The organism is Starkeya nomas, assembly GCF_902703545.1.
GTDB lineage: Bacteria > Pseudomonadota > Alphaproteobacteria > Rhizobiales > Xanthobacteraceae > Ancylobacter > Ancylobacter moscoviensis.
The window spans coordinates 3,021,179-3,041,614 of record NZ_CACSAS010000001.1; the positions used below are offsets into that span (position 1 = coordinate 3,021,179).

At 62.2% G+C, this 20,436-nt stretch carries 23 protein-coding genes and 2 pseudogenes; 15 read left to right on the forward strand and 10 right to left on the reverse strand.

From position 1 onward, the window contains the following. The first annotated feature begins 43 nt into the window (after positions 1–43). The 3 genes from STARVERO_RS14475 (at position 44) to STARVERO_RS14485 (ending at position 2,354) form a co-directional block, all read left to right on the forward strand. Complete coding sequence (locus STARVERO_RS14475; RefSeq protein WP_159599634.1) at positions 44–553, forward strand: MarR family winged helix-turn-helix transcriptional regulator; 510 nt, start codon at positions 44–46, stop codon at positions 551–553. Between the two features lie 72 nt (positions 554–625). Next, positions 626–1,609, forward strand: a complete 984-nt coding sequence (locus STARVERO_RS14480; protein WP_144344272.1) for a 2-hydroxyacid dehydrogenase — start codon at positions 626–628, stop codon at positions 1,607–1,609. A 10-nt stretch (positions 1,610–1,619) separates the two neighbouring features. After that, positions 1,620–2,354 carry a protease inhibitor Inh/omp19 family protein gene (locus STARVERO_RS14485; RefSeq protein WP_159599636.1) on the forward strand — a complete coding sequence of 245 codons (735 nt, stop codon included), beginning with the start codon at positions 1,620–1,622 and terminating at the stop codon, positions 2,352–2,354. Between the two features lie 8 nt (positions 2,355–2,362). Here STARVERO_RS14485 and STARVERO_RS14490 read toward each other — a convergent pair. The 3 genes and pseudogenes from STARVERO_RS14490 to STARVERO_RS14500 all read right to left on the reverse strand — a co-directional run. Continuing rightward, positions 2,363–2,527: pseudogene (locus STARVERO_RS14490) on the reverse strand (JAB domain-containing protein); the annotation flags it as partial. 129 nt (positions 2,528–2,656) lie between these two features. Further along, a complete protein-coding gene (locus tag STARVERO_RS14495; RefSeq protein WP_159599638.1) occupies positions 2,657–2,860 on the reverse strand; it encodes a helix-turn-helix transcriptional regulator in 204 nt (67 codons plus the stop codon). 556 nt (positions 2,861–3,416) lie between these two features. Further along, complete coding sequence (locus STARVERO_RS14500; protein WP_200837819.1) at positions 3,417–4,580, reverse strand: MFS transporter; 1,164 nt, start codon at positions 4,578–4,580, stop codon at positions 3,417–3,419. A gap of 573 nt (positions 4,581–5,153) precedes the next feature. Here STARVERO_RS14500 and STARVERO_RS14505 point away from each other — a divergent pair. From STARVERO_RS14505 to bioB, 3 genes are all read left to right on the forward strand, one after another. Continuing rightward, positions 5,154–5,822, forward strand: a complete 669-nt coding sequence (locus STARVERO_RS14505; protein ID WP_159599642.1) for a GntR family transcriptional regulator — start codon at positions 5,154–5,156, stop codon at positions 5,820–5,822. Between the two features lie 82 nt (positions 5,823–5,904). After that, complete coding sequence (locus STARVERO_RS14510; protein ID WP_159599644.1) at positions 5,905–6,462, forward strand: biotin transporter BioY; 558 nt, start codon at positions 5,905–5,907, stop codon at positions 6,460–6,462. Continuing rightward, positions 6,459–7,448 (forward strand): biotin synthase BioB, encoded by a 990-nt coding sequence (gene bioB / locus STARVERO_RS14515; RefSeq protein ID WP_159599646.1) that lies wholly within the window; start codon positions 6,459–6,461, stop codon positions 7,446–7,448. Before STARVERO_RS14510 ends, bioB begins: the two co-directional genes overlap by 4 nt. A 1-nt stretch (position 7,449) precedes the next feature. On the opposite strand, the gene pdxR is transcribed toward bioB, so the two are convergent. Further along, entirely contained in the window at positions 7,450–8,955 is a 1,506-nt protein-coding gene (gene pdxR, locus STARVERO_RS14520) for a MocR-like pyridoxine biosynthesis transcription factor PdxR (RefSeq protein WP_244616774.1), read from the reverse strand. Between pdxR and STARVERO_RS14525 the strand changes: the two genes are divergently transcribed. The 3 genes from STARVERO_RS14525 to pdxY are packed head-to-tail and all read left to right on the forward strand — an operon-like array spanning position 8,954 to position 11,174. Then, positions 8,954–9,652 (forward strand): glutamine amidotransferase, encoded by a 699-nt coding sequence (locus STARVERO_RS14525; RefSeq protein WP_159599648.1) that lies wholly within the window; start codon positions 8,954–8,956, stop codon positions 9,650–9,652. The genes pdxR and STARVERO_RS14525 overlap by 2 nt on opposite strands. Next, entirely contained in the window at positions 9,649–10,329 is a 681-nt protein-coding gene (locus STARVERO_RS14530) for an MOSC domain-containing protein (RefSeq protein WP_159599650.1), read from the forward strand. The genes STARVERO_RS14525 and STARVERO_RS14530 overlap by 4 nt, the downstream gene beginning before the upstream one ends. After that, positions 10,326–11,174: a pyridoxal kinase gene (gene pdxY, locus STARVERO_RS14535; RefSeq protein WP_159599652.1), complete on the forward strand. Its 849-nt coding sequence runs from the start codon at positions 10,326–10,328 to the stop codon at positions 11,172–11,174. Before STARVERO_RS14530 ends, pdxY begins: the two co-directional genes overlap by 4 nt. Positions 11,175–11,195: 21 nt before the next feature. Here pdxY and STARVERO_RS14540 read toward each other — a convergent pair whose 3' ends face one another. After that, positions 11,196–11,957, reverse strand: coding sequence for an alpha/beta hydrolase family protein (locus tag STARVERO_RS14540; protein ID WP_159599654.1), 762 nt, complete (start codon positions 11,955–11,957; stop codon positions 11,196–11,198). 725 nt (positions 11,958–12,682) lie between these two features. Here STARVERO_RS14540 and STARVERO_RS14545 point away from each other — a divergent pair. The 5 genes and pseudogenes from STARVERO_RS14545 to STARVERO_RS23840 form a co-directional block, all read left to right on the forward strand. Next, entirely contained in the window at positions 12,683–12,889 is a 207-nt protein-coding gene (locus STARVERO_RS14545; RefSeq protein ID WP_139974521.1) for a DUF1737 domain-containing protein, read from the forward strand. A 12-nt stretch (positions 12,890–12,901) separates the two neighbouring features. Continuing rightward, a complete protein-coding gene (locus STARVERO_RS14550; RefSeq protein WP_159599656.1) occupies positions 12,902–13,441 on the forward strand; it encodes an RBBP9/YdeN family alpha/beta hydrolase in 540 nt (179 codons plus the stop codon). Position 13,442: 1 nt separating this feature from the next. Further along, the gene (locus tag STARVERO_RS14555; RefSeq protein WP_159599658.1) at positions 13,443–14,093 is read left to right on the forward strand and encodes a LysE family translocator; all 651 of its coding nucleotides are present in this window, start codon (positions 13,443–13,445) and stop codon (positions 14,091–14,093) included. Between the two features lie 12 nt (positions 14,094–14,105). After that, on the forward strand, positions 14,106–14,843 hold the full coding sequence (locus tag STARVERO_RS14560) for a sulfite exporter TauE/SafE family protein (RefSeq protein ID WP_244616775.1): 738 nt from the start codon (positions 14,106–14,108) through the stop codon (positions 14,841–14,843). Position 14,844: 1 nt separating this feature from the next. Continuing rightward, positions 14,845–15,252: pseudogene (locus tag STARVERO_RS23840) on the forward strand (EamA family transporter); the annotation flags it as partial. Positions 15,253–15,422: 170 nt separating this feature from the next. Here the strand turns inward: STARVERO_RS23840 and STARVERO_RS14570 are convergent. Genes STARVERO_RS14570 through tnpA form a run of 4 tightly spaced genes read right to left on the reverse strand, consistent with a single transcriptional unit; the run spans position 15,423 to position 18,473 of the window. Further along, positions 15,423–16,007, reverse strand: coding sequence for a plasmid pRiA4b ORF-3 family protein (locus STARVERO_RS14570; RefSeq protein ID WP_050746939.1), 585 nt, complete (start codon positions 16,005–16,007; stop codon positions 15,423–15,425). Positions 16,008–16,009: 2 nt separating this feature from the next. After that, positions 16,010–17,662, reverse strand: coding sequence for an IS66 family transposase (gene tnpC, locus STARVERO_RS14575; RefSeq protein WP_159601799.1), 1,653 nt, complete (start codon positions 17,660–17,662; stop codon positions 16,010–16,012). Between the two features lie 47 nt (positions 17,663–17,709). Beyond that, positions 17,710–18,054: an IS66 family insertion sequence element accessory protein TnpB gene (gene tnpB, locus STARVERO_RS14580; protein WP_050746938.1), complete on the reverse strand. Its 345-nt coding sequence runs from the start codon at positions 18,052–18,054 to the stop codon at positions 17,710–17,712. Continuing rightward, complete coding sequence (tnpA, locus tag STARVERO_RS14585; protein ID WP_064334523.1) at positions 18,051–18,473, reverse strand: IS66-like element accessory protein TnpA; 423 nt, start codon at positions 18,471–18,473, stop codon at positions 18,051–18,053. The genes tnpB and tnpA overlap by 4 nt, the downstream gene beginning before the upstream one ends. Positions 18,474–18,572: 99 nt before the next feature. On the opposite strand from tnpA, the gene STARVERO_RS14590 reads away from it, so the two are divergent. Next, entirely contained in the window at positions 18,573–18,965 is a 393-nt protein-coding gene (locus STARVERO_RS14590; RefSeq protein WP_159599664.1) for an EamA family transporter, read from the forward strand. Here the strand turns inward: STARVERO_RS14590 and STARVERO_RS14595 are convergent. Next, positions 18,904–20,298 carry an aminotransferase-like domain-containing protein gene (locus STARVERO_RS14595; protein ID WP_159599666.1) on the reverse strand — a complete coding sequence of 465 codons (1,395 nt, stop codon included), beginning with the start codon at positions 20,296–20,298 and terminating at the stop codon, positions 18,904–18,906. The genes STARVERO_RS14590 and STARVERO_RS14595 overlap by 62 nt on opposite strands. Positions 20,299–20,436 lie beyond the last annotated feature (138 nt).

Here is a 20,436-nt window from a genome sequence, read left to right on the forward strand (position 1 = left end):
ACAAATAGTTGTTGCCTTGGCGTTTCGGATCGCGGGGGCACCCATGAAGGACGGCTTCGAAAAGAAAATCGGCCAGAGACTGCAGCATACGGCGCGTCTCCAGCGCGCCCTCGCAGCGCGTCGTCTGCAGGAAATCGGGTTGTTTCCCGGTCAGGAATCGGTGCTCAAGCTGCTCGCCGACACGGACGGGCGCACCATGACCGAACTGGCGGCGGCGCTGAAGGTCCGCCCACCCACCGCATCGAAGACCGTCGGCCGTCTCTCGGCTCAGGGCCTTCTGGTGCGGCGCGCCTCGGAAGGCGACGCCCGCCTCGTGCGGGTCTATCTTACCGATGAGGGGCGCACGCGCGCCGGCGCGATCGACGACATCTGGGATTCGCTCGAGGGGACGATGACCGCCGGCCTCGACGGCAAGGATCGCAAGCGCCTGCGCAAGCTTCTGCGCAAGATGGAGCGCAACCTGTCGACCGAGCTCGGCACCGTCGTCAACGACACGGCCGAGGACGCTGATGGGGCCGACGAGGCGGAAGGCGCCGAGGAAGAGACGGTCTGACCAAGCGCGCGGGGGCTTGAAACCGCCTCCGCTTTGGTGAGGAATACCGGCCCCTTCGCTCAGGAGTTCCTCATGTCCGCTCGCCCCGACCTTCTCCAGACCGGCCCCATGATGGCGATGATCGAGGCGCAGCTGAACGAGCACTTCACCGTTCACCGCCTCGACGCACCCGACGCGGAGGCGGTTCTTGCCGAGATCGGCCCGCACATCCGCGCCGCTGCCACCGGCGTCGGCTCGACCGGCGGCGGGGCCCGCCGTGTCACGGACGCGCTGATGGCGCGCCTGCCAGCGCTGGAGATCGTCGCCAACTTCGGGGTCGGCTACGATTCGGTGGACGCCGAGGCGGCCGGGCGACGCGGCATCGTCGTCACGAATACGCCCGGCGTGCTCGACGATGAGGTGGCGGACCTGACCGTCGGCCTCGTCCTCTCCACCATCCGGCAGCTACCGCAGGCCGAGCGTTATCTGCGGGCCGGCAAGTGGCCCTCGGGGGCTTTCCCGCTCACCGCCACGCTGCGCGACCGCACCATCGGCATCGTCGGCATGGGTCGCATCGGCAAGGCTATCGCCCAGCGCCTCGAAGGCTTCGGCCGGCCGATCGCCTATCACAGCCGCCGGCCCGTCGAAGGTGTACCCTACAGGCACTATCCCGACCTGCTCGGGCTGGCGCGCGACGTCGACGTTCTGATCGTCATCGTTCCCGGCGGGCCGGAAACCAATCACATGATCAATGCCGAGGTTCTGGCAGCACTCGGCCCCACCGGCTCGCTGATCAACGTGGCCCGCGGCTCAGTGGTGGACGAGGAGGCGCTGATCAAGGCCCTCCAGCAAGGTACCATCGCCAGCGCCGGCCTCGACGTCTTCGCCAACGAACCGCATGTGCCGGAGGCGCTTATCGCGCTCGACAACGTTGTGCTGCTCCCGCACGTCGCCTCGGCCACCCATCTCACCCGGAATGCCATGGGCCAGCTCGTCGTCGACAACCTGACCGCCTGGTTCTCCGGCCGGCCGCCGCTGACGCCGGTGCCGGAAACGCCCGTCAAGACGCCCGCCTGAGGAGGCACGCATGAGACTGCGGCCGCGTCTCGCCATCCTTGCCGTCGTTCTTGCCGGCTTCCCCCTGTCGGCGCAGACGCAGGAAACGCCCGCGCCGGAGCCGGACATCGCCGGGCGCGCGACGGCACTGGCCGACAGCTATCAGCTCACCAATGCCGATGGCGACCGCGTGTGCCCCATTGTCCTCACGGACAAGCCCTATGGCCGCAAGGGCGCCGAGCCGGCGCTGTTCGATGTCACCCTCGACAAGGAAGCCTGCGCCTCCAGCATACTGTTCAGCGTCGATGTCGCCGCATGGACGCCGGGACCGGGCGAATCCATCCGCCTCCACGGCGCGACCGGCGGGCTCGTGGCCGAGTTCACCGAGGGCGTCGGCGGCACATGGGAAGCCCTGCGCGAGGGCGACGGCGTGTACTTCCTCGTCAATCCCCGTCTGGCTGATCCAGCCATCCGCCCGGCCGACCTCGTCGGCAACTGGGACCTCGCACAGACCGCCGGGCAGCCAATCTGTCGCGTCGAGCTGACGGACACCAATGCGGGTGAGAACACCTTCCGCGCCACGCTCCTGCCGGGCTGCGCGGCCGGCATCGTCGCCCTGGCGCCCGATCGCTGGCGGCTCGACGGCAACAATCTGGTGCTTCTGACCGCCAAGGGCGAGGGCCTGCGTTTCGCCCCGCAGGAGGATGGCGGCTGGGAGAAGGTGCCGCCCGATGAAGGCACGCCGCTGCTGCTCACGCGTCCCTGAGCACCGGCTCAGATCAGCCGCAGCCCGCGCAGGCTGGCGTGTCCGTCCTTGCCGACAATAATGTGATCGTGCACCTCGATGCCGAGGGGCTTGGCCACCTCGATGATGGTCCGCGTCATCTGGATGTCGGCGTTCGAAGGCGTCGGGTCGCCGCTCGGATGGTTGTGCATCAACCTAATCAATCAGAAAAAGTCTTGTTTTACAGTATGTTGCCATATCATCGAGATGAGATGGTGCCGGTATTTGGGAGCGGGGCTTGATGCGCTCCCGTGATCCTCACATTGGATCATGGGAGCGTTCAATCAATTCCCGTGATGCACGCATTTCACCCTATTCTTTTCATCCCAGGCTTCAAGCTCCTCGATTCGGTAGAGGACCGCTTTGCCAATTTTGACATAAGATGGGCCAATTTTCATCGCCCGCCAGTTTCGCAATGTGCCAACCGATACGCTGCCGCGATAGCGTTCGGCGACTTCTTCAGGTGTAAGAAACCTCGTTTCTGACATACATCCTCCTTCGACACGCTTATCGGTGTCGTCTTCTGATCAGTGGAGGCGAGCGTTGAGAATTTCGTGGTGAGTTTGATCCTGTTGGGCCACGAACAGGCTACCCGAGATCAGATGATACACGCCTCTGCATGAATGAACATGAGCGTGGAACTGCAATTGGTGAAGTCCCAACCGTGGAGCGTAGGGAATACGGCTAGCGACGGATACATATAGGCGGGAATGATTCAGGTCCATCCGAACGCCGCCGATTTTTCGCTAAAATTCTATATAATCAACTGAAAATAAAAAATAAATTCCTTCTATGCCTATCGATATCTATCGGTGTGCATGGATTGCGTTTAGTAGCCTCGCTGACTGGCCTCGCCCGATTGATCAAACGAAAAAACGATAGAAGCTGAATGTGAAAAGTCCTTGCAGGCGCTTGTGCGGTAATATCGCGCTATGTCGTGCAAATCGGATTGGTCTTGGAAGAAACGCCTCCCATAACCGTCCACGCAGTTATGCAGCCCGCCTGTCACGTTCCCAGCCGTCTTCTCGATCGTATGATGTTTAATCAATTCGATCCCGAAAGGTCGAGGGGCTTTGATTGCTCGGCCGAGACCGGTCGCGAAAGGAAGCCATCAATCAACGTCAGAATTATTCCAACAAAAAGGCCCGTACCCAACACCAATATGAGAGAAATATTGTCACCGCGATCGATTGACCGTATTGCCGCGGGGAGCACTGCAAAAATTGTCACGTTATTGAGCGTTTCAGCAAAAGAAAGTACCATACCTTTGCTATGCCCAGATCGCTCCGCCAATATCGTTGTACTGCTTGGCGCACCGGCGCCGAGTGCAAATCCCCATAGGACTAGGCAAGTTACGGTCCCGATGAAAGGGAGGGGGACTGTGGTGAAGGCTGCGATCGACAGCGCAAGTAATGCAGTTATCGTGATGAGTGATACTTCTTCTCGGCCGCACACGCGGCGTATCCAGCCCGCAGACAGATTTCCGATGCCTAGACCGAAACCAAACGCAGTAACCGTGACGCCAATTTCTGCTGTGTTTAAGTTGTAGCGTTGCTTGAGTATTTCCCCCGAGAGTAGGAAAGCGGCCACGCCTGTTCCATTCCAGGCACCCTTGGCTATCAGCGGGCGGATTACATTCCATTTCTTCATCCAATGAAAATGCACTGTAGTTCTGGCGAATGAGGGTGAATAATTACCGGGGGTCGTTCTGGCGCCGATAATGAACGCCAAAACGCATCCGCTTGCGCTCGTGAGAAAAGGCAGTCGCCAACCAGCCCATTCGGTGAGCACGCCTGCGAGGGCTGGACCCAGCGCAATGCCGAACGTCATTCCAAGCATGACGAGGCCCATCGCACCAGCCTGCCTTTCCCTGGGGACGATTTCGGAAACCAGGGCGAACGCCGTTGGAATGATTACAGCAGACGCTAGCCCACCGAAGACTCTAAGAACCATTGCAATTTCGATAGTCGGCGAAAATGCAATTCCAATTCCATCGATAGCAAAGGCCAGAAGAGCAAAGAGTAGGAAACGAACACGGTCGATACGGTCTGAAAGATATCCCAGAATAGGAGCCGCCAAAGCGTAAGTGAAGGCGTAGCCGGAGATTAGCCACGAGGCACGAGCCGGAGACGTGCGGAATGCTTCAGCTAGCGGTCCAAGCATCGCCGAAAGCATGAACTCGCTTGCGCCGACGAAAAAAACCGCCAAGGCTAGGATAGCGAGAAAGGGTCTGTGCTGGTTGGACGTCTCCGACGTCTTTTCTGATGTCCTTACCATTGGTCTCTTGCTCTCTTTGAAGCTGTTTCAGACAAAAATACGTCTTCGCGATCGCGATCGCGTTTGGGCGGGATGAATTGACGGCGGGAGGGGTCGAGAGATGGATCTCGCGACAAGGCCAGATGGATCAATATTCTATCTGGATCGGCTCAGAAATGTTTGTGAGTATATCGACGAAAAGCAGCTTAAAATTAGCTGTCCACGCTGGTCCGCGTTCCGATACAAGTCATCGTATAAGTCGACCTTAGTGCTGCTGTCAACGTGCTGAGGTCGGAACAGTGATCGGGACCTGGCCTTCTCTTGGGATTGCTTGCCACCAGAATGGGCGACTTTAGCCGCTGGTGTTGGGATAGAGCACATAAAGGTGCCCGATAGCGCGGCCGATGATCACGGTCGAATGCTTGCGCCTCAACAAACCGAAGCCAGTTCGTCGCTCGCCGTGCCCTAGGTCCAATTCGAGCTACTAACGTCGACTTCATATGTGACATCGATTATCTATAATCTATGACCAAAGAGACAGACGAGACCATTTCCGACCGGATCGCGCGTATTCTCGCGGATCGGATCATATCTGGCGCAATACGGCCCGGCGCGCGGTTGCGGCAGGATCATGTCGCGGCGGAGTTCAGCGCCAGCCACGTACCGGTGCGCGAGGCCTTTCGCGCGCTGCAAAAGCAGGGGCTGGCGGAGAGCGAGCCTTGGCGCGGGTTCCGTGTCACCGAGTTCGATATCGCAGAATTGCGCGAGGTCGCCGAGATGCGGGCGAGCCTCGAATCGCTAGCCCTACGCCATGCTGTGCCAAACCTGACGCGGGCAATTCTCGATGAGGCAGCAGAGGTTACCCGGCATGGCGATCGCGCCGGCAATGTCCGCGACTGGGAGGCCGCGAACCGCAGATTTCATCATCTGATCCTCACACCGTGCCACATGCCGCGCCTGCTGCGCACGATCGACGACCTGCAGGCGGCGAGCGCGCGCTTCCTGTTTGCCGCTTGGCGCAGCGACTGGGAGGCACGCACAGACCACGACCACCGTGCCATCCTTGATGCCCTGCGGAAGGGCCAGACCGAATTTGCCTGTTCGACCCTGGCACGCCACGTAGGCTGGATCGGCAAGCGCAAGCCGACATCAAAAAATGGCGATCTCAGAGAGACTTATGAGATTCCTGGCTGATTATCTATAATCTGTATTGATCGCATGAGAATGACTCCGGAATTATAGATAGTGTCGAAACCTATCTTCGGAGAACAGCCACATGGCTTTGCTCACCCCTTCTCTGACCCGCCCGACATCACTCTGGCGCGGTGTCGCCCTCACGCTCTTCGGCGCGGCACTGATCACGATCGGCGCCAAGGTGCAGATCCCGTTCTGGCCTGTGCCGATGACACTGCACACGCTCGCGGTGTTCTTTCTGGCTGCGGCTCTCGGTCCCCGTCTCGGCTTTGCAGCCATGGCCGCCTATCTCGCCGCCGGGGCGGTGGGCCTTCCGGTATTTTCCGGCTCGCCGGCGCGCGGGATCGGGCTTGCCTACATGGCGGGGCCGACCGGCGGCTATCTCATCGGCTACTTGCTCTCGCCCCTCGTGATCGGCAGGCTGGCCGAAGGGAATGGCCCGATGCGGCTGGCGCTGGCGATGCTCTCCGGTCTCGCCGTGGTCTATGCCTTCGGCCTGGCATGGCTCGCATTGTTCGTGCCGGCCTCTGGCCTGATCACCGCCGGCTTCGCTCCGTTCATCCTCGGCGATCTGATCAAGATCGCGCTGGCGGTCGCCCTGATCACCGGCCTCGGCCGCCTCAAGGGTCGCGCGGCATGATCGGCGCCAAGATCAGAACCGACTGGACCATGGACGAGGCGCGAGCGATCCACGCCCTTCCGTTTCCCGACCTGATCCACCGGGCGCAGTCCCTGCATCGGACCCATTTCGACCCGACCGCGATCGAGACGGCGAGCCTCTTGAGCATCAAGACCGGCGGCTGCCCGGAGGATTGCGGCTACTGCTCGCAATCGGCCCACCACCAGACCGGCGTGAAGGCGACCAAGCTGATGGCGACCGACGATGTGCTGGAGGCCGCCCGGCGCGCGCGGGACGCGGGCGCGCAGCGTTTCTGCATGGGTGCTGCCTGGCGCAGCCCCAAGGACCGCGACATGGACAGGCTCTGCGCCATGGTGCAGGGCGTCTCGGAACTCGGGCTCGAAACCTGCATGACGCTCGGCATGCTGAAACCGGATCAGGTGGCGCGGCTGAAGGCGGCCGGGCTCGATTTCTACAACCACAATATCGATACCGCGCCGGACTATTACCGCGAGATCGCCACCACGCGGACGATGGCGGACCGGCTGGAGACGGTCGAGCATGTCCGCAAGGGCGGCATCAGGGTCTGTTGCGGCGGGATCGTCGGCATGGGCGAAACGGAAGAGGATCGCATCGCCATGCTGGTGACGCTCGCGACCCTGCCAGCCCATCCCGACAGCGTGCCGGTTAACCTGTGGAACCCGGTCGAGGGCGTGCCGGTGCAGGAAACCGCAAGCCCGATCGATCCGTTCGCGCTCGTCCGTCTCGTGGCGCTCGCGCGCATCCTGATGCCGGCCTCCGTGGTGCGGCTTTCCGCCGGACGCACGGGGATGAGCGATGAGTTGCAGGCGCTTTGCTTCCTTGCCGGCGCGAATTCCATTTTCGTCGGCGATCAGTTGCTGACGACCGGGAATCCTGCGTCCTGGAAGGACCACGACCTGTTGCAACGGCTCGGCATGCATGTGGCGCCCGCCAGACCGCAAGGCTCCGCCATGGCGGCCGAATAGTTCAATCGGGCAGGCTTCGGGCGAGGATATCCACCGCCCGGGCGATCTGCTCCTCGTCCAGCGCCGCATAGCCGAGACGAAGGGCTTGCGGCGCTGGACGATCAAGGGCGAAACGCGTTCCGGGCAGCAGCGCAAGTCCGGCCGCGCCGGCGCGCTCCGCCCAGATGTCGGCGGAGACGTCCACGCATCGCAGCCACAGGGCTAGCCCGCCCGCAGGGCTGTCGAAGATGATCCGCCCGCCCAGATGGGCCGACAGCCCCGCCGCGAGGACATCGCGCCGGGCCCGATAGATGCGACGGGCCTTCCTCGCATGGCGGCCGAGATCGCCGTCGCGGATCAGGTCCGCCAGCGCGGTCTCAAGCGGCGCATCGCCCTGCCGGTCGATGGCCGCACGGGCGGCCGCCATGCGGCCGAGCAGCGGCTCCGGGGCCATGGCATAGCCGAGACGGATACCGGGCGAGAGCAGTTTGGAGAGCGAGCCCACATAGATCAGCGGCAGGTCTGCCGGGGCCCGGGCCGCAAGCGGCAGGATCGGGCGCCCTTCGAAGCGGTACTCGTGATCGTAGTCATCCTCGATCAGCGTGATGCCGTGACGCTCGACGGTGTCCAGAAGCTGCAGCCGCCGCGCCGCGCCCATGGTGACCGTTGTCGGATACTGGTGATGGGGCGTGACATAGACCGCCGCGATGCGCGGATCGCTTTCAATCGCCGCCTCGAGCGCCGCGACCGACAGCCCGCCCGCATCGACGGGAATGCCAAGCACGGCAGCGCCCGCGGCCTGGAAGGCCTCCCAGGCCAGCGGGTAGCCGGGTTCTTCCACGGCAATCGCCTGACCGGGCTTCACCGCCGCCCTGGCTGCCAGGAACAGCGCCATCTGGCTGCCGCGCGTGATCAGCAGTCGCGCCGGATCGGCGACCACGCCCCGGTCCGTGGCGAGATAGGACGACAGCGCGTGACGCAGGGCCGGCGTGCCCCGGGCATCGCCATAATCCGCGCCGCTGCGAAAGGCCGGAGACAGCAATGCCCGGCGGAAGGCGCGTGCCAGCGCCTTGTCCGGCACCAGCCTCGGATCGGGAGCACCATCGCTGAAGGTCAGACGCGGGCGGATGGTTGCGGGCTCTCTGGGCACGGACACCGAAACCGGCTCTGCCATGCTGTCGGGCAGATCCTCTGCGACGAATGTGCCGCGTGCGGGTTCCGCATCGAGCCAGCCCTGCGTCATGAGCTCCTGATAGGCGGCGTCAACCGTATTGCGGTGAACGCCGAGCTGGCGCGCCAGCGCCCGCGTCCCCGGCAGACGGGCGCCGGGCTTCAGGCGGCCACGCATGATGTCGCGGGTGATCGCGTCGGCGATCGCCAGAAACAGCGGGCCGGAAGGCTCCTTCTCGATATCCAGCGCAAGCGGTTCCGATGCCATGACGACCGGCCTATCAAAGTTTTCAAAACTGGCTCTTTTGTTCAGGCCGGATTTTCGCGAGACACATGCAAAAACGCAAGAGGCCTGCATGTCGAAATCCGCCCTGATCCTGCGCCATCTCGCTTTCGAGGACCTTGGCAGCTTTGGCCCGGTGCTTGAGGAAGAAGGCTACCGGCTCAACCATGCCGAAGCTGGCATCGATGCCTTGCCGGTGTCGCGCGGCCCCGATCTCGTGGTGGTGCTCGGCGGCCCGATCGGGGTGAATGACACGCAAGCCTATCCCTGCATGAAGACAGAACGCGACTGGCTGGCCCCGCGTCTGGCCGCCCGCCGCCCGACGCTCGGCATCTGCCTTGGCGCGCAGCTCATGGCCGCGGCGTTCGGCGCGAAGGTCGCCCCGATGCCGCGCAAGGAAATCGGCTTTTCCGCCCTGACGCTGACGGAGGCTGGCATCAACAGCCCGCTTCGTCACCTGCGGGATGTGCCCGTTCTCCACTGGCACGGTGAAGCCTTCGATATCCCGGATGGAGCGGATACTCTCGCAGGAACGGCGGCCTCAGCAACGCAGGCCTTTGCCATGGGCGCAACTATTCTGGGGCTGCAATTCCACCCGGAAGCAGGCGAACTGCCCGCCTTTGAGCGCTGGCTCATCGGCCACAGCGTGGAACTGGCTGAGGCCGGCATCGACCCGGCCAGCCTGCGTCGCGACGCCATCGCGCATGGTCCGGCGCTGAGGCATGCCGGCCAATCCATGCTCCGGGCATGGCTGCAGGACTTGGCCGCATGACCGTGATCACCCTTCTGACAGGGCGCGCCAGACCGCTGCCGGGCAGCGACGCGCAAAGCGGCATCATGAAGGCGCCGGTGACGGGGCCGCTTCGGCTCGGCCCTGAAGGGTTCGAAGGCGATGAGCAGGCGGACCGGCGGGTGCATGGCGGCGTCGAAAAGGCCGTGCATCACTATCCGCTGGATCACTATCCGCTCTGGCGCGGAGAGCTCGGCGATCTGCCGGCGCTTGCCGCTCCCGGCGGATTTGGCGAGAACATCTCGGCATCCGGCCTGACCGAGACCACGGTCGCCGTCGGCGATATCTTCAAGCTCGGCACGGCGGTGGTGCAGGTCTCCCAGGGGCGGCAACCCTGCTGGAAGCTCAACCACCGCTTCGGCGTGCCGGACATGGCCCGCCGCGTCCAGCAGACCGGCCGCACCGGCTGGTATTACCGGGTGCTGGAACCCGGCGCCGTGAGCCCGGGCGACCGGCTCGAGCGTGTCGACCGCGTGGCGCCGGACTGGACGCTTTGCCGGCTCTGGCATGCGCTTTATGTCGACCGGCTGAACCTGGACGAACTGAAGGGCATCGCAGCCCTCGACGTGCTCGCCGAAGGCTGGCGGAAATATGCGGTTCGGCGGCTCGAGAGCGGTCGGGTGGAGGATTGGCGCAACAGACTGGACGGCACTCCATGACCTCTCCTCCCTTCGTGATATCGATCCAAAGTCAGGTCGTGTTCGGCCATGTCGGCAATTCCGCGGCCGTGTTTCCGATGCTCGCGGCTGGGCTGGAGGTGGCGGCGATCCCGACAGTCATCTTCTCCAACACGCCCGACTATCCGACGTTGCGTGGCCGGGCGCTGCCGCCGGAATTCTTCTCGGACCTGTTGCAGGGCGCACGCGAGCGCGGCCTGCCGCAACGCGCGGATTTCATCCTGACAGGCTATATCGGCTCGCTCGATGTGGCGCTGATGGTCGCGGATTTCGTGGCCGAGGCCAAGGCCGTCAATCCGCGCCTCACTTACGTCTGCGACCCCGTGATGGGCGATACCGGCCCCGGCCTCTATGTGCCGGAGGCGATCGCCGACGTCATGCGCGACCGTCTGCTGCCGATGGCCGATATCGCGACGCCGAACCCGTTTGAACTGAGCTGGCTGACCGGGCAGCCGATCGCGTCCATGGCGGACCTCAAAGCCGCGCGAGCCTTTCTCCGCATCGCGTCCGAAGCCCATCTGATCGCCACGGGGTGCGCGCTCGAAGATACGCCCGCCGGCCACATTGAAAGCGTCATTCTCGGAGCCGCCGGCGCAAGCCGTCATCCGGTGGAGCACCTGCCGGTCACGCTTCCAGGAACCGGCGATCTGTTCGCCGGTCTGATCGTCGCGGGGCTCGCGCGCGGATTGCCCCTGACGCAAAGCGTCGAGTCAGCCCAGCGCCTCACATCGCGCGCGCTGGACCACGCCCGTGCCCTCGGCGCTGGCGAAGTGGTGTTGAGCGAACCGGAGTTCCGCCGCGAACTCCTGACGCTTGCGGTACCGTAAAAAGGAACTTTTCCATTCGCATCACGGGCATGCCGAAGGCCGGCCGGTGCGCGTCAGAAGCCAGTGCCTGGACAGTTCCAGTATGTCCGCCAGCCGGCTTGTCCCCGTTCCGTCGACCATGCCATGGTCGAGCCCCGCCTCTTCCCAATAGGTGAGGTTGCACTTGCCGCTCTGCTCAAGGAGCGCGACGGTCAGGCGCGCGGAGGCGACCGGCACGGACCGGTCGGCGCCCCCTTGAATGAGAAGCATGGGGGCATCGCTTTCCATCATGAAGTCTGCGGCGCGGCGATCGATACTGTCGGCCCAATAGACAAAGCTCGATCCGCCCCAGATCTCTGCGCTTTTAGGGTTTTCGCGGATATTCTGAAACGCCAGATCGATATCAGGCAGTTGCTCCGCCGGTACGCCCGAGCGTTTCATGTCGTCGAGCATGACCTCCCGGACATCTTCTCCAAAGGTGCGCCCGCCACCGAGCGACATCAGGATCGCAGCATCGACAGGATGGGCGGCGATAAAGCGTGCCGCCACCTCTGCCCCTTCAGAACCGCCAAATACGAACAGCCGGCCATCCCACCACGCAATGTCGTCGAGTTCTTCCACGACAAGCAGATAGTCTTCGGCGCGTTGGCTATTGGTGCTGTGGCGATAGAAGGCTTCAGAGCAGGCCTTCGGGTCGCCGGCGGGCGATACCCATATTTCTCGAGGGTCACGGCGGCGAAGCCATCGAAAACCGCGCGGGCCAGCGCGATTCCGGCGCTGGCGCTGGCGCTGACCGGCGCGCAACCCGATCCCTGCATGAAGATCATGATTGGAACTTCTGCGTCACCCGACGGACGCTCGATCGACCAGTCTAGAACGCTTCCATCCGACCTAGTAAGCTGACGATCCTGGGCCTCCGCCAATGCAGCGAAAACACACAATGCGGCAACCAAGGGAGCCGTAAATCTCCAAGCGTGTTGAACCAATCTCATTGCGTGCCTTTCACATGGGGTCCGTTGAAGAAACGTCGCAATCGACGAGACAAGCCAAAGCCGCTCTTTGAGCAGCATCTTGCGCATACGGCCTAATAAATCGGGTCGACTACCAGTCTCCAGCAATTGGTGGCCGGCCGAGCGGAATGGCTCGGCGTCCGAGGAAAGAAAACTCAGGCGACCGAATCGTAACAGGCACCGTGTGCAGGCGTCGAGTTCTTGATCTGTCGGGCTGCCGCAAAATGGATTGATGAGCTCCTCGTCGACGAATGTCTCCCATCGCCAACCAAGAGCGCCGGCCCCCTCCGGCCAATCCCGTCGGGAAGCGGCAAGGAGTGGATCCTCTTCCAAAAGGCGTAGCGCCGTAACCCTTACGGAGCCGTCGGATATCTCGTTCATGTCCCTTGCGTACTACGCACTGCTCGCCGGTCCAAGAAATGGCGAAATGAGAAATACTGCGGATCGGCTGAGATGACTTCAGTTTAGCGCTTCCCGAAGACGCTTATGATTTCGAGCAGGAAATTGGGAACCCGCACGATGAGAGCTTATCGTCTGCTGACCGGCGTCGATGACGCTGCCTTCTGCCACCGCATTACTGAGGCCCTCAACCTGGGCTGGAGCCTGCACGGGAGCCCGGTCCTGACCTACGACGGCGTGCGTCAGGCCGTGATTTGCGGGCAGGCGATCACGAAGGATGTTCCTGACCGCAGTTACGAGCCTTCGATGGATCTTTCCCGACAATAGAAGGGCGACGGAATGACCTCATTCATCACATTGCCAGGTATCGGCGGTTCCGGTGAAACCCACTGGCAAACGCATTGGGAGGCGTCAGATCCTCGCTTTACCCGGTTCCATCCTTCCGACTGGGAGAAGCCCCATCTTGTAGACTGGCAAGAGGCGCTGGAACGGCAAATCGACAATTCACCATCGCCGCCTGTTCTCGTCGCGCATAGTCTGGCCTGCCTGCTCGTCGCGCACGCGGCAGAGATGGTCGCGGGCCGGGTTATGGGTGCTTTTCTGGTCGCAGTCCCTGATCCTGCTTCCGCTGCATTCCCGGCAGCAGCGGTCAGCTTCGCAAGTCCGCCACGTCATCGTCTGCCGTTCCCGGCCCTCATCGTCGCAAGCGCCAACGATCCCTATGCCACCCCGGACTATGTGAAGGCACGCGCTGAGGAATGGGGTGCCGGTTGCATCGAGATTGGCCCGTGCGGCCATATCAATGGCGCAAGCGGCCTCGGTATCTGGGACCAGGGGCGGATGCTCTTCGGTGCATTCTGCGCTGGCCTGAGGTCCTGACATGGATGCCTTTTCCGCCGTTGCCGCGTTTTCGATCGCCGCCGCTCTTTTGACAATTACGCCTGGGCTGGACACGGCCATGGTCTTGCGCACTGCCACTGTTGAGGGCGGCAAGCAGGCCATGCAGGCTGGCGCCGGGGTCGTAACCGGTGTTCTGGCGTGGGGACTGTTGGCTTCGGCGGGTCTTGGAGCCGTTCTCACCGTATCGGAAGTCGGCTACCGGCTTCTTCAATATCTCGGCGCTGGCTACATCATCTGGCTGGGCGCGCGGATGATCCGGAGCGCAATCCACAGAAGCGTCGAGGAGGGACGGGCGCTTCACAGCGTGCCGGCAGGCAAATCGGCTAATAAAAGTGCCAACTGGTTCTGGCGCGGTCTGATGACCAATCTTCTCAATCCGAAAGTCGGCGTGTTCTACGTCAGCTTCCTGCCGCAGTTCATTCCACAGGATGTCCCGGTTGTCATGCTCAGCATGGCCCTGGCGGCTATTCATGCGCTCATGGGGCTCATCTGGTTCGCGGCCATCACGGCGGCGACGCGGCCATTCACGCGCGTTTTCCATAGTTCAGTATTCAAGCGTGGCGTCGATGGAGTGACTGGCTCGGTCCTGATCGCCTTCGGTGTCCGGCTGGCTTTCGAAGAGCGGGGTTGATCAGGTATGGATATGAATACCACGGCCCTTTTGGTCGCCGCCGGTCTTGTTGGCGGAGCCTGCAATGCAGTCGCCGGGGGCGGCACTTTCTTTACTTTTCCGGCGCTCCTTGCGGCTGGCGTTCCTCCGGTTGTCGCCAATGCCACAAGTGCGATTTCGATCTGGCCTGGACATGCGACCAGCCTGTTCGGTTATCGGGAGGAATTGCGCCGGAATGCAGGGCGACTGAAATCCAGCGCGCCTGCTTTCGTTCTCGGTTCCCTTATCGGCGCGGTACTTCTTTCGATCACTGGGAATGCAATATTCCGCCAGCTTATACCATGGCTTTTGCTTGTCGCGACGATCCTGTTCGCACTCGGCCCTAGGCTACGCTCTTGGATAAGAAGGGACCGCCCCGGAATGCTGCCGAGGCCAGTCATCTTTGCGACAGATCTGCTCGTCGCAATCTATGGCGGATATTTCGGTGCGGGCCTCGGTATCCTGCTCATGGCTGTTCTGACGTTGATCGGGCTTAGCGACGTGAACGAGGCCAACGCGGTAAAAAATGCACTGGCAACAATCGTCTCGAGTCTCGCGGTCACAGTTTTCATTGCCACAGGGATCATAGCCTGGGGGCCCGCATTCGCGGTTCTGGTAGGCGCTATTGCGGGCGGCTATCTCGGTGCGCGCTTCGCTCGCTGGATCAATCCGACCATCCTGCGCGGCATCGTCATTGCCGTCGGGTTTGGCCTGACCTGGTTCTATTTCTGAGATGCAGCGGCCAGAGGAACAGAGTGGAGAACGGCGCGTCTACGGTCTGATACTGGTTGGCGCAGGAACCGTGCTCTGGAGCCTTGCTGGCCTGTTCGTACGCGCAATTGATCTTGGGCTTTGGGATCTGATCCTGTGGCGTTCTCTCTTCGCCTGCCTTTGCCTTGTTGCCATCGCCATCGCAAGGCCGGCGGAAGCGGTGCGTTTCGACTGGCGCTTCTGCCTGGCCGCCTGCTTCTCCGCCACCGCAATGTTCTGCTACGTCGCCGCCCTCACGATGACGACGGTCGCAAACGTTTTGATCATCTACGCGACACTTCCCTTCGTGACAGCCGTATTGGCCTTCGCGGTCGGTCGGGAAGCGGCCTCGCGACGCCTGTTGATGGCGAGCACGGTATCTATGATCGGGATCGTGCTCGTTGCGGGGGCGGCACTGGGGGCGAGCGATATCAAGGGTAACTTGCTGGCCTTCGGTAAGCATCCGAACAGCCACGCGGTATCTGCGCGCGCGGATGAGAACCAACCGGTTTATGGTGGTGAGGTTCGGTTCGGAGTTGGGGGGCGTGGCGTAGCGGACCGTCAGGTTTTCCGGCGTGATCGACGCGCCCATTTTGCGACCAGGTGTTCAACGGCTCTGTTGAGGTCGGCGAACGCAGCATGGTTCGGGTCGAAGTCTTTGGCGCCCCACCATTCGGCAAGCTCGGCGTGCCGCTCATGAGCGGGATCGGCAAGCGCCTCGCGGAACTCCTGGTATCCCCAAGGGCCGCCGACGTCTTCCGGCGGGCAGCGCCCCGTCGCCTCGATCAGCATGGGGTCTGCCAGCGCAACGATGGGGAACGTGCGCTCGATCTTGATGCTGTGCGTCCAGCCGTCACCGAAGTCGTAGTGGTATTTGAAGGATTTCGCGCCGGTGTCCTGGATTGCCGACAGGAGCGAGACCTTGCGCGCATCGATTGGGCCATCCCCCCATTCCTGGTCGGGCAAACCAAAACCGACATCGCGGATCTGGAACTCGTAGAGGTGGGTATTCGTCCAGCCCATCGCGGCTTGCAAGACCTCATGCAATCGGCTGAGCCGGATGCGCCAGGGCACGACAATGCGCCGCATCACCGTTGGTTCGACATGATCAAGAGTAACCTTCAAACGGACCAGGGAAGCTGCCATCGTCAGGCCGCCAGCATGAGGGCTGGACTTTCACCCTGGCGTAGCCGCTTCCACTCCCACGGAAGCAATTCCGGCAGACGCGAGATCGGCAGGTCAGCGATACGAGCAAGGATATCGGCGAGCCAAGCCTTGGGATCCACGTCATTCAGCCGTGCGGTCATGATGAGCGTGAGCATGATGGCCGCGCGATCGGCGCCACGGTCGGAACCGGCGAAGAGCCAGGCCTTTCTTCCGCAAGCCACACCGCGCAACGCTCTTTCCGCGCAATTGTTGGTCATGCAGATCCTGCCGTCGTCGGCATAGCGGGCAAAGTCGGCCCAGCGCGACAGCATGTAGTCGATCGGCCCAGCCACCGGCGATGAACGCGAGAGGCCGCCCCGCTCGGCGCGCAACCATTCCTCCATATCGTTCAGCAAGGGCTTGCTCTTCTCCTGCCGGACGGCAAGCCGCTCTGCCGCGCTCTGGCCGTTGATATCGCGCTCGATGGCGAACAGGGCATCGATGCGCTTCACGGCTTCGAGGGCCGCCGGCGAGATCGGCTTGGCCCCTTTGCCGCGCCGGGCGTTTCGCGCGACATCGGCCAGTTCGAAGAACTTCCGGCGCGCATGGGCGAAGCAGAAGGCGGGCGTTGCCGGCATTTGCTTTCTCGTCCGGTCGAACAACGGATTGAAGCCGTTGTAGCAATCAGCCTGAAGGATGCCGCTGAAGTCGGCCAGATGCCGTTGCGGGTGCTCGCCGCGCCGATCGCTGGAAGCATAGAAGACCACAGCCGGTGGTGCAGGCCCGGCGAATGGCTGATCGTCACGCACGTAAACCCATATTCGCCCGGTCGTGCATTGGCCCTTTGCCAGGATCGGGATCGTCGTGTCGTCGCCGTGAAGCCGCTCGGCCTGGAACACATGCGTCTCGATCAGGTCGAAGACCGGTTTGAGGGCGAAGGCGACGTGGCCGACCTGATCGGCCAACGTCTGGGTCGACAGGTCAATGCCCTCGCATTTGAACCGGGTGCTCTGCCGGTTCAGCGGGATATGCTGCCCGAACTTGTCGAAGACGATCGTCGCCAGAAGGTTCGGGCCAATAAAGCCGCGCGGTGTGGCATGGAACGGCGCGGGAGCCTGGCTGATCGCCTCACAATCGCGGCAGGTAAATTTTTCGCGCACCGTCTCGATCACCTTGAAGCGGCGCGGGATCTCCTCCAGCGTTCTCGTGATGTCCTCGCCCAGCTTCGATAGCCGCGATCCACCACAGCAAGCGCAGGCTGTCGGCGCGTCGAGGACGATGCGCTCGCACTCGATATCCTCCGGCCAGGGCTGGCGCACTGGCCGTTTACGCGTGAAGGCACGCACCGCCTGCGTTTTGGCCGTGGCCTCTTCGGCCGCCAGTTTGTCCTCGGTCGCCGACGCGGCGAGTTCTTCGAGCTGCAATTCCAACTGGTCGATCAGCCGCTGGGTGCGCTCACGACTCGGCCCGTGCTTGGCCCGTTCCAGCTTGCCGATCAGTAATTGCAGATGTGCGATCAGCGCCTCGGTGCTCGACAACCGCGCCTTTGCATTGGCGGCTTCCGCCTCGGCCTGCACACGCGCCGCGCGCTCGGCCAGCAGCGCCGCATGGGCGCTGGTAAGGTCCGAAGGCAGGGAAAGCGGCGGCAATGTCATGACGACATTCAACCAGATTTCCCAATAATCTCAATGCTTAAATGCAATCATACTCGCGTTGGTCGCCAAGTTTCCTGAGGCGCGCGCCAATCAATTCCGGAGAGCAGGTAGGAGAGCTGTGCCGACGAGATTGCCACCGCGCCACCTTCGGCCGAAGGCCAAATGAACCTTCCTCGTTCCAGCTTTTTCGTAAACAGGCAGGCACCCTGACCATCGTGCCAAACGATCTTGACCAGATCGCCGCGCTTGCCTCTGAAGCAGAACAGGTGGCCACCCAACGGGTCATGCTTCAGCACCTCCTGCACCCGCAGCGCCAGCGACGGGAACCCACACCGCATATCCGTATAGCCCGTCGCAAGCCAAACCCGAACACCTGTCGGGATCGCGATCATTCCAGCCCCTCAAGGCCACGGACGATCCGCAGCAACGCATCCACATCGACATCACGGTCGACAACAACGCGCCGGCCGTTCGCGATCACGACCTCCATGCGACCAGAACCAGACGCCGAAGGCTCCAGATCAGCAACCGGAACAGGATGCTCGGCCGCCGCGTCATAATCCGCAACAACGGGAACGAAACCAGCCAATGAACCACCCCCGAGCCGTCCTTCCCGCACCGCCTTGCGCCAGCTATTCAACTGAAAGCGCGTAATCTCATGGCGACGAGCCGTCGCCGATACCTGCTGGGGTCCGCTATAGCTCTCCGCGACAATCGCCAGCTTGGCTTCGTCACTAAAGTGCCGGCGACGACCTTTCTCTACAATCTCCAGCCGACTGATCTGCGGGCGACCGCTGCGAATGATATCCATGGGTAAAACACTGGCTATATTGACGTCGATATAGCCGGAGCCTCACCAAAATTCTCAAAACAGCAAGGCGTCCTTCCCCGGATGCGTACGGCCTTCGCAATGACGCTGAGCTTTGGGGCGCTTCTCATCGTCACACGCCGTAATCGAGCCCTGAATCTCATTCACGTGAATGCAGCAGGGGCGGCGTTGGGTGCGATTGCGGCATTCCCATTCTCATCCGGCCAGCTTCCGGGGGGCGGTGCGCTCGGATTGATATTCATGCTGGCCTTTCTCACGACCGCGCTCGCATTCCTGTTATTTCTTGCAGGTGGACGCCATGTCGCTTCGTCGGAGTCGGCTTTGATCGCACTTCTGGATGTGGTTCTCGGTCCGCTTTGGGTTTGGTTGGCGTTCGCCGAAGATCCGGGGAAATCGGCGATCGCAGGTGGTCTTATCGTAGTGGCAGCAGTGGTCTGGTATTTCTGGCCGTCCCTGCGCCGGTCTCGATCCTGAAGCGATCGACTATGCGCCTGATCGCGGGAAGCGCCTGCTCAAGATCTTCAGAGGATGGCGCACCGATACAAAGACGGATTCCGGAGCTAATGCCGTTTGCGGAGGTTGAAGACGGCGGCGTAACCAGAATGCCCAAGGCCTTCGCCGCAGTCTCGAGTGCCTCGGCATCGGAATGGCCTAGCGGAACCCACAGATGATAACCGACATGGACAGGTTGGCGTACAGCTTGCCCCAACAAGTCCGTTGCCATCGCACGGCGGCGAATGGCTTCTTCCTGTATAGCCGTGCTGATGGCATCGGCCGTTCCATCGAGGAGCCATTGTTCCATGACCGAGCAACTCAGCGGACTGATCATCAGCCCGCTGGCATGCATCGCGGTTTCCGCGCGGTCCAGCCATGCCGGCGGAACCACGAGACCGCCAATCCGCAAAGCCGGGTTGAGGGTCTTCGAAAGGCTGTTGATATAAAAGACATGCTCAGGCGCAAGGCTTGCGATCGGCGGATAGTCCGGGTCGGGCGCGAGGGCATAAACGTCGTCCTCGATCACGATGATGCCTGACTTGCGGCAGATTAGCGCGATCGCGCTCCTTCTCGCTTTGCTCATCGAACTCGTGGTCGGGTTCTGCATCGTCGGCGTGAGATAGACTGCCGCGTTGCTGCCGCGACTTGTCGCGAGTTCCCGTTCAAGCTGATCCGGCAGCATGCCTTCGTCATCCATAGCAATTGAAGTGAGCTTGACGCCGAGATGGCGCGCAACGTTGATCACACCGGGATAGGTCTGATCCTCCACATAGAGCGTACCGCCGGGACCACAGAGCGTGGAGAGGCTGACGGACAGCGCGTGCTGCGCACCATTGGTCAGAAGCAGGCAGGCAGGCTCGGCGTCCAGACCGAGACGGCGAAACCAGCGCGCCATTTCTTGGCGGAACCTCTGATGCCCGGTTACGGGCGGATAGGTATTGAAAACATCCGCGTCGATACGCCTGGCGATCGCGTTGAGAGATCGGGACAGAAGCCTCTCGCTAATGACGGCGGGCGGCGCGTTGCGCGAAAGATCGATGACGTCGCCTCTGCGGGCTTCGGTAACGGCCACGAACGTGCCCCGTCCCTTTACCGAGCGCAGCAGGCCGCGCCGCTCCAGGATTCCGTAGGCCTTCGTCACCGTGCCAAGGCCGATGCCGAGACGCCAGGCAAGATCGCGGTGGGCCGGAAGCCTGTCTCCAACCTCCAATCGCCCGGCTGCGATGTCCTCCGACACGGCGGCGACGAGCCGATCGCATGGAGAGTCCATGTCACCAGTAAGGCGAGGTTGCCAGGGTGATTGTAGACGCATGTGAGTAGCCCGATAGTGTCATGTTACGCTTTTGCATTTTACGGGAAGTGTAACATCAAATACTATTGGCTATCACGAAAAATCTTTTGCTCCGAGAAGAACGACATGGAGAACGCATCGAAACCCGGTCCTTTTGGC